This is a genomic window from Rhodoferax sp. TH121 (assembly GCF_002251855.1).
Classification (GTDB): domain Bacteria; phylum Pseudomonadota; class Gammaproteobacteria; order Burkholderiales; family Burkholderiaceae_C; genus Allorhodoferax.
In genome coordinates, this window is record NZ_NOXW01000022.1 from 711,451 (window position 1) to 725,878 (window position 14,428).

Sequence of the window (14,428 nt, forward strand, 5' to 3'; positions counted from 1 at the left end):
CACCATGACACATTTGAAATTTCCGCAAGGTCGAACCTATGACCTGGCCTGCATGGGCCGCTTGGCCGTCGACCTGTATGCCGAGCAATTCGGCTCCCGGCTGGAAGATGCGCGCAGCATGGCCAAGTACCTGGGTGGCAGCTCTGCCAATCTAGCCTTTGGGGTGGCCCGCCTGGGGTGCAAAAGCGCCATGATCTCGCGCGTGGGCAATGAGCAAATGGGGCGCTTTCTGCTGGAGACCCTGAGCGCCGAAGGTTGCGACACCAGCCAGGTGCAGATCGACCCCGAGCGCCTGACTGCGCTGGTGTTGCTGGGCCTCAAAGATCGCGACACCTTTCCTTTGTTGTTCGTGCGCGAGAACTGCGCCGACATGGCCATTGACGCCAATGCCATCAACGAGGACTTTATCGCCCAGTGCCGCGCACTGGCCATCACTGGCACCCATCTATCCACCCCCGGCACCCGCGCTGCGGCCCACAAGGCGCTGCAGTTTGCACGCGCGCACGGCACGGTGACGGTGCTCGACATTGACTACCGCCCTGTCTTGTGGGGCCTGACGTCGCGGGGCGCGGGCGAGAACCGTTTTGTAGACAACGCCGGTGTCACGCAGCAGCTGCAGCAAAGCCTGCCCTTGTTTGACATGCTGGTCGGTACCGAAGAGGAATTTTTGATTGCCGGTGGCGTTGCCCATGATCTCATTGCCAGCCTGCGCGCCGTACGTGCGCTGTGCCCCCAGTCCACACTGGTGGTCAAGCGCGGGGCGTTGGGTTGCTGTGTGATTGAGGGCGCGGTGCCCAGTGACATTGATGCTGCACCTACCTACCGTGGCGAACGTGTGGAAGTGCTCAATGTGCTGGGTGCGGGCGATGCCTTTTTGTCGGGCCTGATGGCCAGCCTGCTGCAGGGCAAAGACTGGGCGGAGTCCACCAAAGTGGCCAACGCCTGCGGAGCCATCGTGGTCTCGCGCCACGCTTGCTCGGCCGCCATGCCAACTCCGGCCGAGTTGGACCATTGGTTTGGCGGCACGCGCAACCCCAAGGTCGATGCCGACCAACAACTGGCGCACCTGCACCGCGTCACCGCCGCCCGCCCGCGCTGGAGCGAGCTGTGCGTCATGGCTTTTGACCACCGCAGCCAGTTCTACGACATCACCCGCGCTTGCGGGGTTTCCGAGTCGCGCATTCCAGTCCTCAAAAAACTGCTGGTGCAAGCGGCAGAGCAGGTCGAGCGCAGCCGCCAGTTGCAAGGCCACACCGGCGTTCTGATCGATGGCGGCGACTACGGTGCCGATGCTCTGGCCAGCGCCACGGGCAGGGGCTGGTGGGTGGGCCGCCCGGTGGAGTTGCCTGGCTCGCGCCCCCTGCGTTTTGACGGCACGCGCTCGATTGGCAGTGCCCTCACGCACTGGCCCACCGAACACGTGGTCAAGTGCCTGGTGCACTACCACCCGGATGACGAATTCAGCCTGCGCCTGGCGCAAGAGCAAACGGTGCTGGAGCTGTGGGAAGCCACGCGCCAGTCCGGCAACGAGCTGTTGCTCGAAATCATTCCTCCCCGTGCGCTCACCCCGGATGGCACGGCCGACGCGGCGGTGCTGCGCGCGGTCAAGCGCTTTTACAACCTCGGCGTCAAACCCGAGTGGTGGAAGCTGGCGCCCATGCAAGCGCAAGGCTGGCGCGACCTGGAAGCGCTGGTTGCCGAACGCGACCGCCATTGCCGTGGTGCCGTTATTCTGGGTTTGAACCAGCCGCTGGACTTTTTGGCAGCCAGTTTTGCCCAGGCCACCAACCCCATCGTCAAAGGCTTTATGGTCGGCCGCACCTTGTGGGTCGACGCCTCCACCCGCTGGTTCAAGGGTGAAATGACCGATGCCGAACTGGTGCAAGCCGTCGCCCACAACTTCGCCGTGCTGGTCGATGCCTGGCAAAGCCGCTACACCGCATCCCGTGCCGCTGCCTAGTATTCTTTGATTCCTATGAAACACATCCGACTCACGATGGCCCAGGCGCTGGTGCAGCACCTGGCTGCGTTGCAATCCGAGGTCGAGCACCTCGATGGCACCACGACCGTGGAACCCTACTGCGGTGGCGTATTCACCATCTTTGGCCACGGCAATGTGGCGGGCCTGGGCGAGGCCTTGGCCGCCGAGCGCAGCCGCTTGCCCACCTACCGCGCCCACAACGAGCAGACCATGGCCCACGCCGCCATTGCGTTTTCCAAAGCGCAGTTCCGGCAACGCATCATGGCGGTATCCACCAGCATCGGCCCCGGCGCGACCAACCTGGTCACGGCTGCTGCAGTGGCCCACGTCAACCGCTTGCCGGTGCTGCTCTTGCCCGGCGACATCTTTGCCAACCGTCGGCCCGACCCAGTGCTGCAGCAGATTGAAAGCTTTGCCCAGGGTGACGTGAGCGCGAGCGACTGCTTCCGCCCCGTCACCCGCTACTTTGACCGCCTGACCCGCCCCGAGCACATCCTGACCGCCTTGCCGCGTGCGGTGCAGATGATGACCGACCCCGCCAACTGCGGCCCGGCCTGCCTCTCGCTCCCGCAAGACGTGCAGGCCATGGCCTTTGATTGCCCGGAGGATTTCCTCCATCCCGAGGTGCTCCGTTTCCGCCGCCCGCCCGCAGACACGCGCGAGCTGGCCAACGCAGCAGCATTGCTGCGCACCGCCAGGCGCCCGCTTATCGTGGCTGGCGGTGGCGTGCTTTACAGCCAAGCCTGGGCCGCACTGCGCGCCTTTGCCGAGGCGCATGCCATTCCTGTCGTGGAGTCGCATGGCGGCAAGAGCAGTCTGCCTTGGGACCACCCGCTCAATCTGGGTGCGATTGGGGTGGACGGCGTCTCGTGGGCGAACGACATGGCCCGTGACGCCGATGTGGTGTTTGCCGTAGGCACCCGCTTGCAAGACTTCACCACCGGCTCGCACGCCTTATTCCCACAGGCTAAATTGCTGAGCCTGAATGTGCAACCCTACGACGCTGGCAAATGGAGCGGCACCGCCTTGGTGGCCGATGCCCGCGTGGGCCTGGGCCAGCTCCAAGCCGCTTTGGGCGATTGGACTGCCGACGGCGCGTGGACCACCCGCGCCCAGCAGCAAGCCGCTGCGGCCAACGCCCGCATCACCGAGCTGACCACCCATGTTCCGCAGGGCGTGCTGCCCTATGACGCGGAGGTGATAGGCGCCGTACGCGACTCGGCCACTGTGCTGGGCCTGGACAGCGCGCAGCACGATGTGGCCTTGTGTGCTGCCGGTACCTTGCCCGCCGAACTGCACAAGCTGTGGCGCGCGGGGCGGCCGGGCAACTACCACATGGAGTACGGCTACTCGTGTATGGGCTATGAAGTGGCAGGGGGCTTGGGTGTCAAGATGGCCCGCCCCGAACAGGAAAGCATCGTGCTGGTGGGCGACGGCTCCTACATGATGGCCAACTCCGAGCTGGCGACCTCGGTGATGCTGGGCAAGAAGATCATCGTGGTGGTGCTCGACAACCGGGGCTACGGCTGCATCCAGCGCCTGCAAACAGCCACCGGCAGCCCCGCCTTCAACAACCTGCTGGACGACTGCGTGCCCGAGGGGGGTGAACGCAGCAACATCGACTTCGCCATGCATGCCCGTGCCATGGGGGCGGATGCCGTGCACGTGAAAAACGTGACCGAGCTCAAAGCCGCCATGGTGCAAGCGCGCCAGGCCAAGCGCACCCAGGTGATCGTCATCGACACCACCCACACCCGCACCACCGACGGTGGCTGCTGGTGGGAGGTCGCCATTCCCGAGGTGTCTGCACGGCCTGCCGTGCGCGATGCCCATGCTGGTTACTTGGCCGGCCAACAGACCCAACGTATTTGATTGTTAAAAGAAAGCTTTATTGCCATGACCTGGAACGTACAAATCGGCATCAACCCCATCTCCTGGTTCAACGATGACATGCCCTCCCTGGGCGGCGAAACGCCACTGGAAACCGCTTTGCGCGAAGGCAAGGAAATCGGCTACGTCGGCTTTGAACTCGGCAACAAATTCCCCAAAGACGGCCCCGCACTCAAAGCCAAGCTCGACGAGTACGGCCTGGCCTGCGTGTCCGGCTGGTACTCCGGCTTTCTGGCCGAAGTCGAACCTGGCCAAAGCAATGCCGACGCCGTGGCCGCTGAGATCGAGCGCTGCAAGGCGCACATGCACAAGTTGCAATACAACGGCGTGAAGGTGGTGGTGTATGGCGAGTGCGCAGGCACCGTGCAAGGCCAGATGGACACCCCCGTCAACAAGCGCCCCCAGTTCGCCAGTGAAGCGCTATGGCAAAGCTACGCCGAGCGCCTGAACGCATTCGGCGAACACCTCATCCAAACCTACGGCATCAAGCTGGCTTACCACCACCACCTGGGCGCCTATGTGGAGTCCCCGGCCGATATCGACAAGCTGATGACGCTGACCGACCCCGCCAAGGTCTTCCTGCTGTACGACACCGGCCACGCTTACTTCGGTGGCGCCACCGACCCGGTGGCCCTGCTCAAAAAGCACGTCAAGCGCGTGGTGCATGTGCATTGCAAGGACGTGCGCACCCCCGTGATTGCCCAGGCCCGCAACGACGGCTGGAGCTTCTTGCACGGCGTGCTCAACGGCACCTTCACCGTGCCCGGCGACGGCACCATCGACTACGCAGCTGCCCTCAAGGTGCTGCGCGAAGCCGGTTATGAAGGCTGGCTGGTGGTGGAGGCCGAGCAAGACCCGGCTGTGGCTCCCAGTTACCAATATGCCAAGAAGGGCTACGAGACTTTGAATGCCCTAGTCAAAAGCCTCGCCTGATCTGCAAAGGACACCACCATGGTCAGCCCCCTCTTAGCCAAGGCCGCGCCCACGGGCCGCGAGATTGTCAACGTCACCCCCGAGCGCGCAGGCTGGACACACGTGGGCTTCCGTGCCGTGCGCCTCGAAGCTGGCGCTACAGAAATCGTAGCTACTGGCGCACGTGAGCTGTGCGTGGTAGTGCTCACAGGCTCGGTGGATGTGACGGTGGATGGAACCACCTACGCCAAGCTCGGCACCCGCGACAGCGTGTTTGATGAGAAGTCGCCCGCCGCGGTCTACGTGCCCGCTGGCAAAACGGTCACGCTGCGCGGCGTGCGCAATGCGGAGGTCGGCCTGTGCACTGCGCCCACCGACAAACAAGACCGTTCCGTGCGCGTGATCGACCCCGCCGGCATGCGCCGCAGTGTGCGCGGCAAGGGCACCAACACTCGCTATGTGTGCGACATCCTGCCGCATGACGACCCGACTGCCGCTCACCTGCTGGTGGTGGAAGTGATGACCCCCGCCAGCCACAGCAGCAGCTACCCGCCCCACAAGCATGACGTGGAGCAGCCGCCTGTGGAAACCCTGCTGGAAGAAACCTATTACCACCGCCTCAACCCGCCGCAGGGCTTCGCCTTCCAGCGCGTGTACACCGACGACCGCAGCCTGGACGAAGCCTGCGCTGTGGAAAACCACGACGTGGTCATGGTGCCGCGCGGCTACCACCCCGTGGTGGCTCCGCATGGCTACGACTCGTATTACCTTAACGTGATGGCAGGCCCCAACCGCTTCTGGGTCTTCAAAAATGACCCGGCCCACGAGTGGATGTTGAAGTAAGTCACTATCTCGATGAAGCGCCCGCAAGGGTGCTTTTTCTTTGGTGGCCTTCTTTGGCGGTTCAGGCTTTGGTTGCGTGTGCCGCATCCACGAATCCGCTGGCCAAGGCTTCTCGTAAGTAGCTCACCAGTGCCGAAACGGCCAGTGGCACATGCGATGCGTAGGGGCGTATGGCGTAGAGCTGTTCTGCAAAGGAGCCCACGGGTGTCCATGCGGGCAGTACCTCCACCAGCTTGCCGCTTGCCAGTGCCATTTGGGCGCTGAAGTCGGGCAGCAGGGCAATGCCTAGCCCGGCAAGTGCTGCGTCGCGCAGCGCCTCGCTGTTGTTGGCAGCCAGCGAACCCCGCACCTGCACGGTGACCCGCTCGCCACCCTCCGGGTCGCGGGGCTCCAGCGTCCAGGCCGGGTTGTCTTGTGAGCGGGGGTAGTGCAGGCAGTTGTGCGTGGTGAGCTCGCTAGGGTGCCCCGGTGCACTGTGGCGGCGCAGGTAGGCGCGGCTGGCAACCAGCGTGGAGCGGGTGGAGCACAGTGTCCAAGCCACGTGGGTATCGGGCGGGCGCTCGGTGTGGCGGATGGCGAGGTCAAAGCCCTCCGTGGCCAGCGGCACCAGCCGGTCGGACACATTGAGCTCGATACGCACCTCTGGGTGCTGGCGCAGAAACTCGGCCAGTAGCGGCACCAGTTGTTGCCGCGCCAAAGCCACCGGGGCGGTGAGCCGCACTAGGCCCCTTGGGGCGCCGGCCAGGTCGCGCACCTGGGCCACGCTCTGGGCAATCTGATCAAAGGCGGGGCGGGCCTGGTCGGCTAGGCGCTGGCCGGCTTCGGTGAGGCGCACGCTGCGGGTAGTGCGCTGCACCAGGGCTACGCCGGCCAATCGCTCCAGCTCCGCAATGCGCTGGCTCATGGCGGCCTTGCTCACGCCCAGGCGGGCGGCCGCTGCGGTGTAGCTGCCTTGCTGGTCCAGCACGGTGAGCCAGTGCACATGGCCCCAGAGTTCGTGTATTTTTTGCTCATTCATGGCTTGATTGTTCACTAAATTGAACAATCAATTCAAGCTTTTTGGCTTGTTTGCAAGGGTGCGGCTCCCTAGACTGCGTACATCCAACCACAGGAGACTATTTCCATGAATGCACGCAGCCCCGTTGTCACCGACATCGCCCACTACATTGCCGGCGCCCACAAGGCCGGTACTTCCGGCCGCAGCCAGCCGGTGACCAACCCTGCCACCGGCGAAATCACCGGTTCCGTGGCCCTGGCCAGCGTGGCCGAGGTGGATGCGGCTGTGGCTGCTGCACAAGCGGCGTTCCCCAAGTGGTCTGACACCCCTCCCATCCGCCGCGCGCGCATCATGTTCAACTTCCTGCAGTTGTTGAACGAGCACAAAGACGCCTTGGCCCGCATGATCACCGCCGAGCACGGCAAGGTGTTTACCGATGCGCAGGGCGAGGTGTCCCGGGGTATCGACATCGTCGAATTCGCGTGCGGCATTCCGCAGTTGCTCAAGGGTGACTTCACCGACCAGGTGTCCACCGGCATCGACAACTGGACCCTGCGCCAGCCACTCGGCGTAGTGGCCGGCATCACGCCGTTCAACTTTCCGGTCATGGTGCCGGCATGGATGTTCCCCGTCGCCATTGCTGCGGGCAACACCTTTGTGCTCAAGCCCAGTCCGATCGACCCGTCCCCCAGCCTCTACATTGCCGATTTGCTCAAGCAAGCCGGCCTGCCCGATGGCGTGTTCAACGTGGTGCAGGGCGACAAAGAAGCGGTGGACGCCCTGCTGGTGCACCCCGATGTGAAGGCTGTGAGCTTTGTGGGCTCCACACCCATTGCCAACTACATTTACGAGACCGGCGCCCACCACGGCAAGCGCGTGCAGGCCCTGGGTGGCGCCAAGAACCACATGGTGGTCATGCCCGATGCGGATGTGGACCAGGTGGTGGACGCCCTCATAGGCGCGGGCTACGGCTCCGCCGGCGAACGCTGCATGGCCATCAGCGTGGCGGTGCTGGTGGGCGATGTGGCCGACAAGGTCATCCCCAAGTTGCTGGAACGAACCAAAACGCTCAAGGTGCTCAACGGCACCAACCTCGCGGCTGAGATGGGCCCCATCGTCACCCAGGCAGCGCACAAGCGCATCAGCGGCTACATCGACCTGGGTGTGCAAGAAGGCGCCACGCTGCTGGCCGATGGTCGTGGCTTTGACGGCAAACAAGCCGGTGAAGGCTGTGGCGATGGCTTCTGGCTCGGCGGCACGCTGTTTGACCACGTGACCCCCGAGATGCGCATCTACAAGGAAGAAATCTTCGGCCCCGTGTTGGCCTGCGTGCGCGTGCCCGACTTTGCCAAGGCACTGCAGCTCATCAACGACCACGAATTCGGCAACGGCGTGGCCTGCTTCACCCGCGACGGCAACGTGGCGCGCGAATTCAGCCGCCGCGTGCAAGTGGGCATGGTGGGCATCAACGTGCCGATTCCGGTGCCCATGGCCTGGCACGGCTTTGGGGGCTGGAAGAAGAGCCTGTTTGGCGACATGCACGCCTACGGCGAGGAGGGCGTGCGCTTCTACACCAAGCAAAAATCCATCATGCAGCGCTGGCCCGAGAGCATTGGCAAGGGGGCGGAGTTTGTGATGCCCACCGCCAAATAACTGCCAGCCAAGTAATCACAAGCAAAATCGTGCTCTGGCGCCCATGGAATGTGCGCGGGCAGCTTCTGTTTTGATAGCAAAAAGGCGACTCGGCGGAGTCGTCTTTTTTATTTGCGCTTCTTGTCCACGCACGCCGCACGCAAAAACTGGCCGGCTACAAAGATGTCGCGCTCTACCGCGCGGCGCACAGCGGCACTGTCGCGCTGGGCGAGGGCTAGTACCAGATCGTCGTGGGCGTCGTTGAGCACGGCGCTCGCATCCGGGGTGTCAAACAGGCGGTTGGAGATGGGGCCGGCGCGCAGCCACAGGGTGTCTATCAGCTGAAACAGCAGGGGTGAGCCGGCAGCCTTGTAGAGCATCACATGAAAGTCATCGTTGATGTCCAGGTAGCGCTTGGCTTCACCCGCTTGCAAGGCGGCGGCCATGTCGGCGCTCCAGCCTTGCAGGGTGGCAATTTGTGCCGCGTCCAGCCGCAGGCAGCCGCGCTCGGCGGCTTCGCCTTCCAGTAGTAGACGCATCTGCATCAGGTCGTCAAACTCGGGCAGCGAGAGGCGGGGTACGGTCACACCCGCGTTGGGCACATTAATGAGTGCGCCCTCGGCAGCCAGCCGCTGCAAGGCGGCGCGCACCGGCATCTGGCCCACACCCATGTCGGCCGCCACGTTACGGATTTTGAGCCGCTCGCCGGGCAGAAAGCGCCCCACCGTGATCCACTGGCGCAGCGTGGTGTAGACGCGGTCCTGGTCGGTGCTGGTGCTTGTCTCTGGGGTGGGGGCTTCGCTCATGGGGCGATAGTGTCCACCACAAACGCCTCCATGCCGGCCACCAGGCGGTCCACATCGTCGGCGTTGGTATCAGGGCACACCAGCATCATGTTGTGAAACGGCGTGATCACCAGGCCCCGGTTCAGCAGGTAGAGGTGAATGTTCTGCTCCAGAGCCGGGTTCAAGATGCGGTCCGCCTCGCTGCCGTTGCGCGGCGGTGTGGGGGTGAACTGGAACTCGGTGCGCGCACCCACTTGAGTTACACACCAGCCCAAGCCGTGGCGCGCAATCATGGCGCGCAGGCCATCCGCCAAGCGGGTCGCCAGGGTGAACATATGGGCGTAGGCCGCGTCCGTCATCACCTCGGCCAGGTTGGCACGCATGGCGGCCATGGTCAGCAGATTGGCAGTGAGCGTGGTGCCTATGCCGCTGTGGCCGGGCGGTGCATTGCGCTTGGCAGCCTCAGCGCGGGCAGCCGCGTCGGCGCTAAAGCCATACACAGCGCAGGGCACACCACCGGCCACCGGTTTGCCCAGTACCAGCAAGTCAGGTTGCAGGCCGTGGGCGCGGGTGTAGCCGCCGGGCCCGGTGCTGATGGTGTGGGTTTCGTCGATCAGCAGCAGCGTGCCGTAGCGGCGGCACAGGGCCTGCGCCGCTTCCCAAAAGCCGGGCTCGGGCAGTACCATGCCGATGTTGGTCATGGCCGGCTCGGCCAGCAGGCAGGCCACCTGGCCGTCGGCCAGTGCCGCTTCCAGCGCGGCCAAGTCGTTGAACTCCACACTGCGGGTGGTGCGGGTTATGTCCACCACCTGACCCAGCAAGCTGTCGCGCGTGCGCGGCTGGCCGTCCACCAGGTCTACAAATACATCGTCCACCGTGCCGTGGTAGCAGCCATTGAAGATCAGCACCTGCGTGCGTTGGGTCAGCGCCCGCGCCCAGCGGATGGCAAAGCGGTTGGCGTCAGACGCCGAGAGCGCAAACTGCCACACCGGCAGCCCGAAGCGGCGGGCCAGCTCCTCGGCCACCCACACGCCGTCTTCACCGGGCAGCATGGTGGTAATGCCTTGCGCCCCCTGTGCCGCAATGGCGCGGGCCACCGCAGGCGGGCTGTGGCCGAACATGGCGCCCGTGTCGCCCAGGCAAAAGTCCACATAGCGGTGGCCGTCGGCGTCGGTGAGCCGCGCACCCTGTGCGTGTGCCAGGTGCAGCGGGAAGGGTGTGGACCAGTCGTTCATCCAGTGCAGGGGCACGCCAAACATCAGGTGCTTGGCTGCCCGTTGCGACAGGGCGTGGGACGTAGGGTTGGCCGCCGCGTAGGCTGCGCGCTCGCGCTCGCGCACAGCGGCCAGGCGTTGCGGGTCCAGGTGGCGCAAAACGGGTGTGTGGGTCTGTGTCATGGCGGTTCTCCGGTGCGTGCGGGGTCTAGACCAACAGCAACAAGTGCTCGCGCTCCCAGGAGCTGATCACGCGGTTGTAGGTGGCGTACTCCAGCTCTTTCACGGCGCAAAAGGCGTCCACAAAACCGGCGCCCAGCACCTCGCGCATGGGCTCGCAGCTGCGCATGGAGGCAATGGCGTCCTCCAGGTGGCGGGGCAGTTCGTGGCTCACGTTCCAGGCGCTGTCGGTGGTGGGGGCGCTGGGCGTCAGGCCCTCGGTCATGCCCAGATAGCAGCAGGCCAGCGTGGCGGCCATGGCGAGGTAGGGGTTCACGTCTACGCCCGGCACCCGGTTTTCCACCCGGCGATTGGCGGGGCTGGACTTGGGAATGCGGATGCCGCAGGTGCGGTTGTCATGCCCCCAGCGCACATTGATGGGCGCCGACATAAAGGGAGAGAGCCGCCGGTACGAATTCACATACGGCGCAAACATGGGCATGAGCTGCGGAATGTAGGCCTGCAGCCCCGCAATGCACTGACCGAACAGCGGACTGGCCGAGCCATCGGGCAGGCTGAAGATGTTGTTGCCCTCGGCATCCAGAATGCTCTGGTGGATGTGCATGGCGCTGCCCGGCTCCTGCTCCATGGGCTTGGCCATGAAGGTGGCAAAAATGCCGTGGCGCAGCGCCGTCTCGCGCACCGTGCGCTTGAACAAAAACACCCGGTCCGCCAGCTCCAGCGCATTGCCATGGCTGAAGTTGATCTCCATTTGGCCGGGGCCGGCCTCGTGGATCAGCGTCTCCACGCCCAGGTTGTGCTGCTGGCAAAAGCTCGACAGCTCCATGAAAAAGGGGTCGAAGTCGTTGACCGCGTCAATCGAATAACTCTGCCGCCCCGCCTCGGGCTTGCCGGTGCGGCCCAAAGGCGGTTGCAGCGGCTCGTGCGGGTTTTGCTGGCGGGCCACGAGGTAGAACTCCATCTCAGGCGCCACCACCGGCGTCCAGCCACGCTCGTCAAACAGCTTGAGCACGCGGCGCAGCACGCCGCGTGGCGAGATTTGCACCGGGCTGCCGTCCCACTCCTGGCAGTCGTGGATCACCACCGCCACCGGCTCGGCCGCCCAGGGCACCACGCGGGCGGTGCTCACATCGGGCAGGCACACCATGTCGGGGTCGGTGTCGCCCACATAGGGGCCGTTGTCCGGCTGCTGGCCATTCACTGTGTTGAGCAGCACGCTTTTGGGAATGCGCATTTCCCCCGCCGCCAGAAACAGGTCGCGCGGCAGGATCTTGCCGCGCGCAATGCCCGTCATGTCGGGGATGACGCACTCCACCTCGTGGATGCGGTGCTGGGTCAAAAAAGCTTCGATGGTGCTGAGGGTGGACATGGATGTGGTCGGGAGTGGAGATGGCTAAATTTTAGTTCTCCACATTAATTTGTGATCACAAATCAATAAATCGCATCAAAATTATTCTGAATGTGGTTATTTGTGATCGAAGATTTTCCTGAAAGGTGTGCATTTCCCAACAGCTAGACTCCCAGCCCTGCCTCCTGTTTTGTTCCATGTCCCGCATCACCCACGCTTCGCCCAGCTACGACTGGCGCACCATCACCGCCCTCAACACCGTCTCCACCCTGGCCCAGATCGGGCAGTTCGGCATCATCTTTGTCATCGTTCCGGTGTGGCTGGCGCTGCAGGGCTTGAGCGCAGCGCAGCTGGGTTTTTTTGCCGCATCCTTGTGGATGGGGCAAATGCCTGGCCTCGGCCTTGCGCCCTGGCTATGCCGCCTCTGGGGTGCGCGCACCGTGGTGGTGGTGGGGCTGGCCGGCTCGGTGGTGGCGTTGCTAGGTATGGCATGGGTGCCGATGGCGTCATGGCCCTGGTCTGCGTACTTGGTTTGCGGCTTTCTGGCAGGGCTAGGCATGGGCCTGCGCTGGGTGGGGCTGGAGCCCTGGCTCTACAACATCGCCCCGGCCCATGCGCGCGGGCGCTTGGTGGGTTTTCATGAAACGCTGATTGCCGCCGCCCCCGTGGTGGCCCCGGCCATTGCCGCGTGGGTGGGTGTGCAGGGTCACACCATCTTGTGGGTGGGCGTGGGCTTTACCGTGTCGGCCCTGGTGCCCTTGGCATTTGCCCGCACTCCGCCAGTGGAAGAGGCGCACCACGTCAACAGCTGGCCCCAGTCTGCCCGCGCCGCGTGGCCGCACCGCATCTTCAAGCAGGGGCTGCTGATTGCGCTGTGCGGCGGCATGCTGGAGTCGGCGCTGGCGGGCTTGTTTGCCGTGTTCGCGGGCGACCGCGGGTTTGAGGCCGAAGGCATCGCCCATTTGCTCACGGCCTTCGGTCTGGGCGGCTTGCTGCTGCAATACCCCGTGGGCTGGATGGCCGACCACTGGGGCCTGCGCGCCGCTTGCGCACTGGCCGCGCTGGGCACCGCCCTGGCTGCTGCACTGTTGGCCCTTGCTCCGCTAGTCCCGGGCTTGCCTGGTGTGCCGGTGGCGTTTGCCACTATGTTTGTGTTGGGCGGGCTGATCACCGCCTTCCTCACCCTGGCACTCATTGCCGCCACCAAGACCCCCACGCCCGACATGGCCTGGAATGTCAGCAGCCTCTCCATGGCCTATTCGCTCAGCGCCGTCGTCGGCCCGGTGGTGGCGGGTGGCGCCATGACCGCTACCAGCAGCGTGGCACTGATGTGGTTTGCGGCCGCGGTGGGTGTGGTGATGGTGGGGTTGCTATTGAAAAAATAGCTGCTTGCGCATGTTCTATGGGCGCTGGAGTCGAATTTGATGCTTGCTTTCGACCCACAGCTGCCGTTCAAGATCACTTCGCCAACTACAGCAGTGCGAGAACTGACGTCCAGAACGCAGGAGTGAGTGTCTCAGTTCTGCTGGCTCGACTACTGCCCGCACAGTAACGAGCACCGAACTACGCCTCAGACCTTTTCACTTCGATGCCAAGGCATCTCACCGTTGTCAACTTCAGTTAGAAGTTCCATGCAGCAGTTGCACCGCACGCCGCTTCGTGGTGCATCGACAATCACCCGTGCGTTTGTCGTCGCAACCAGGCGACGAACCTTGAACATTGGGGCTGCGGCGGCCGTTCGGGCAGGCAGAGCCAATAGCCAAGACGAGGCGGAACAAACCAGTCGGGGCCCAGCGGCACTAGAGCGCCGGACCGCATGCGACCCTCCACAAGAGACTCTCTTCCCATGACGATGCCCATGCCCTCGACAGCTGCCTGGGCGGCAATATTGAAGTCGGTCAGCTGGAGCTTCGTCGCTGCCGAGAGGTCCACCCCAAAGCGCTCGGCCCACAAATCCCACTCATACGGGCGACTGACCTGCAGCAGCGTCGCTGCGGCTATGTCTGCCGGGGACCACTCCTGTCTGGCCAGCGCCAATTGCGGTGAGGCAACGGGACGCAGCCGCTCTGGCATCAGCTGCTCCGAATGCACGCTGTCCCAGTCGCCGCGGCCGTAGCGGATCGCGAGATCGACCTCGCCGTTCTCCAGATCGGCAAGGTCGAGACTGGGTTGGAGCCTCAGTTCGATCTCAGGGTGAGAAGCACAAAAAGCAGGTAGCCGTTGCACCAACCATCCCACCGCGAACGAGGGCAAGACGCTGACGCGCAGCACCTTGGAAGGTTCGGGGCGCAATGAGGCGGTCGCATCAGCGAGCAGCTGAAAAGTGCGGACCACCTCCTTGTGATACGCCGCACCCTCGGCCGTGAAGCGAATGGATCTCGCCTCGCGTTCGAACAAGCGGACTCCTACGGCGATCTCCAGTGCCTTGACGTGATAACTCACCGCGCTTTGCGATATGCACAGCTCCTCGCCTGCAGCTCGAAAGCTCTGCAGTCGCCCCACGCATTCGAAAACGCGAAGGGTGCTCAGCGGCGGGAGGGCGGGATGTTGTCTCATCGGTATAGCAGCAGTGTCGCATGTCACGCCCGATACCCATCAAGAAAACTGATCGCTTGCCAAGCATTTTTGATTGGTCAGTCAGGCGGC

11 protein-coding genes are annotated in these 14,428 nt (G+C 64.1%); 6 read left to right on the forward strand and 5 right to left on the reverse strand.

Features of this window, described 5'->3' with window-relative positions; all coding sequences use genetic code 11:
* Nucleotides 1–4: 4 nt before the first annotated feature.
* From iolC to iolB, 4 genes are read left to right on the forward strand one after another with little or no spacing between them, the layout of a single operon-like run.
* The gene (iolC, locus tag CHU94_RS17710) at nucleotides 5–1,960 is read left to right on the forward strand and encodes a 5-dehydro-2-deoxygluconokinase (protein ID WP_094482301.1); all 1,956 of its coding nucleotides are present in this window, start codon (nucleotides 5–7) and stop codon (nucleotides 1,958–1,960) included.
* Nucleotides 1,961–1,975: 15 nt separating this feature from the next.
* The gene (iolD, locus tag CHU94_RS17715) at nucleotides 1,976–3,853 is read left to right on the forward strand and encodes a 3D-(3,5/4)-trihydroxycyclohexane-1,2-dione acylhydrolase (decyclizing) (RefSeq protein ID WP_094482303.1); all 1,878 of its coding nucleotides are present in this window, start codon (nucleotides 1,976–1,978) and stop codon (nucleotides 3,851–3,853) included.
* Nucleotides 3,854–3,877: 24 nt separating this feature from the next.
* Entirely contained in the window at nucleotides 3,878–4,804 is a 927-nt protein-coding gene (gene iolE / locus CHU94_RS17720; protein WP_094482305.1) for a myo-inosose-2 dehydratase, read from the forward strand.
* 18 nt (nucleotides 4,805–4,822) lie between these two features.
* Nucleotides 4,823–5,626, forward strand: a complete 804-nt coding sequence (gene iolB / locus CHU94_RS17725) for a 5-deoxy-glucuronate isomerase (protein ID WP_094482307.1) — start codon at nucleotides 4,823–4,825, stop codon at nucleotides 5,624–5,626.
* Between the two features lie 61 nt (nucleotides 5,627–5,687).
* Here the strand turns inward: iolB and CHU94_RS17730 are convergent, their stop codons facing one another.
* Entirely contained in the window at nucleotides 5,688–6,644 is a 957-nt protein-coding gene (locus CHU94_RS17730; RefSeq protein ID WP_094482309.1) for a LysR family transcriptional regulator, read from the reverse strand.
* A gap of 105 nt (nucleotides 6,645–6,749) precedes the next feature.
* Here CHU94_RS17730 and CHU94_RS17735 point away from each other — a divergent pair, with 105 nt between their 5' ends.
* The gene (locus CHU94_RS17735) at nucleotides 6,750–8,276 is read left to right on the forward strand and encodes a CoA-acylating methylmalonate-semialdehyde dehydrogenase (RefSeq protein ID WP_094482311.1); all 1,527 of its coding nucleotides are present in this window, start codon (nucleotides 6,750–6,752) and stop codon (nucleotides 8,274–8,276) included.
* A 107-nt stretch (nucleotides 8,277–8,383) separates the two neighbouring features.
* Here the strand turns inward: CHU94_RS17735 and CHU94_RS17740 are convergent, their stop codons facing one another.
* From CHU94_RS17740 to CHU94_RS17750, 3 genes are read right to left on the reverse strand one after another with little or no spacing between them, the layout of a single operon-like run.
* Nucleotides 8,384–9,061, reverse strand: a complete 678-nt coding sequence (locus tag CHU94_RS17740; RefSeq protein WP_094482313.1) for a GntR family transcriptional regulator — start codon at nucleotides 9,059–9,061, stop codon at nucleotides 8,384–8,386.
* Nucleotides 9,058–10,437 (reverse strand): aspartate aminotransferase family protein, encoded by a 1,380-nt coding sequence (locus tag CHU94_RS17745; protein ID WP_094482315.1) that lies wholly within the window; start codon nucleotides 10,435–10,437, stop codon nucleotides 9,058–9,060. Before CHU94_RS17745 ends, CHU94_RS17740 begins: the two co-directional genes overlap by 4 nt.
* Before the next feature lie 25 nt (nucleotides 10,438–10,462).
* The gene (locus CHU94_RS17750) at nucleotides 10,463–11,803 is read right to left on the reverse strand and encodes a glutamine synthetase family protein (RefSeq protein WP_094482317.1); all 1,341 of its coding nucleotides are present in this window, start codon (nucleotides 11,801–11,803) and stop codon (nucleotides 10,463–10,465) included.
* Nucleotides 11,804–11,979: 176 nt separating this feature from the next.
* Between CHU94_RS17750 and CHU94_RS17755 the strand changes: the two genes are divergently transcribed.
* The gene (locus CHU94_RS17755; protein ID WP_094482319.1) at nucleotides 11,980–13,167 is read left to right on the forward strand and encodes an MFS transporter; all 1,188 of its coding nucleotides are present in this window, start codon (nucleotides 11,980–11,982) and stop codon (nucleotides 13,165–13,167) included.
* Nucleotides 13,168–13,456: 289 nt separating this feature from the next.
* On the opposite strand, the gene CHU94_RS17760 is transcribed toward CHU94_RS17755, so the two are convergent.
* Nucleotides 13,457–14,338, reverse strand: a complete 882-nt coding sequence (locus CHU94_RS17760; RefSeq protein WP_094482321.1) for a LysR substrate-binding domain-containing protein — start codon at nucleotides 14,336–14,338, stop codon at nucleotides 13,457–13,459.
* Nucleotides 14,339–14,428 lie beyond the last annotated feature (90 nt).

Excerpts from the sequence above, each read along its gene's own strand:
- iolB (WP_094482307.1), top strand. The coding sequence starts at position 4,823 with ATGGTCAGCCCCCTCTTAGCCAAGGCCGCGCCCACGGGCCGCGAGATT.
- iolE (WP_094482305.1), top strand. The coding sequence starts at position 3,878 with ATGACCTGGAACGTACAAATCGGCATCAACCCCATCTCCTGGTTCAAC.
- CHU94_RS17755 (WP_094482319.1), top strand. The coding sequence starts at position 11,980 with ATGTCCCGCATCACCCACGCTTCGCCCAGCTACGACTGGCGCACCATC.
- CHU94_RS17735 (WP_094482311.1), top strand. The coding sequence starts at position 6,750 with ATGAATGCACGCAGCCCCGTTGTCACCGACATCGCCCACTACATTGCC.
- CHU94_RS17730 (WP_094482309.1), bottom strand. The coding sequence starts at position 6,644 with ATGAATGAGCAAAAAATACACGAACTCTGGGGCCATGTGCACTGGCTC.
- CHU94_RS17745 (WP_094482315.1), bottom strand. The coding sequence starts at position 10,437 with ATGACACAGACCCACACACCCGTTTTGCGCCACCTGGACCCGCAACGC.
- iolC (WP_094482301.1), top strand. The coding sequence starts at position 5 with ATGACACATTTGAAATTTCCGCAAGGTCGAACCTATGACCTGGCCTGC.
- CHU94_RS17750 (WP_094482317.1), bottom strand. The coding sequence starts at position 11,803 with ATGTCCACCCTCAGCACCATCGAAGCTTTTTTGACCCAGCACCGCATC.
- CHU94_RS17740 (WP_094482313.1), bottom strand. The coding sequence starts at position 9,061 with ATGAGCGAAGCCCCCACCCCAGAGACAAGCACCAGCACCGACCAGGAC.
- iolD (WP_094482303.1), top strand. The coding sequence starts at position 1,976 with ATGAAACACATCCGACTCACGATGGCCCAGGCGCTGGTGCAGCACCTG.
- CHU94_RS17760 (WP_094482321.1), bottom strand. The coding sequence starts at position 14,338 with ATGAGACAACATCCCGCCCTCCCGCCGCTGAGCACCCTTCGCGTTTTC.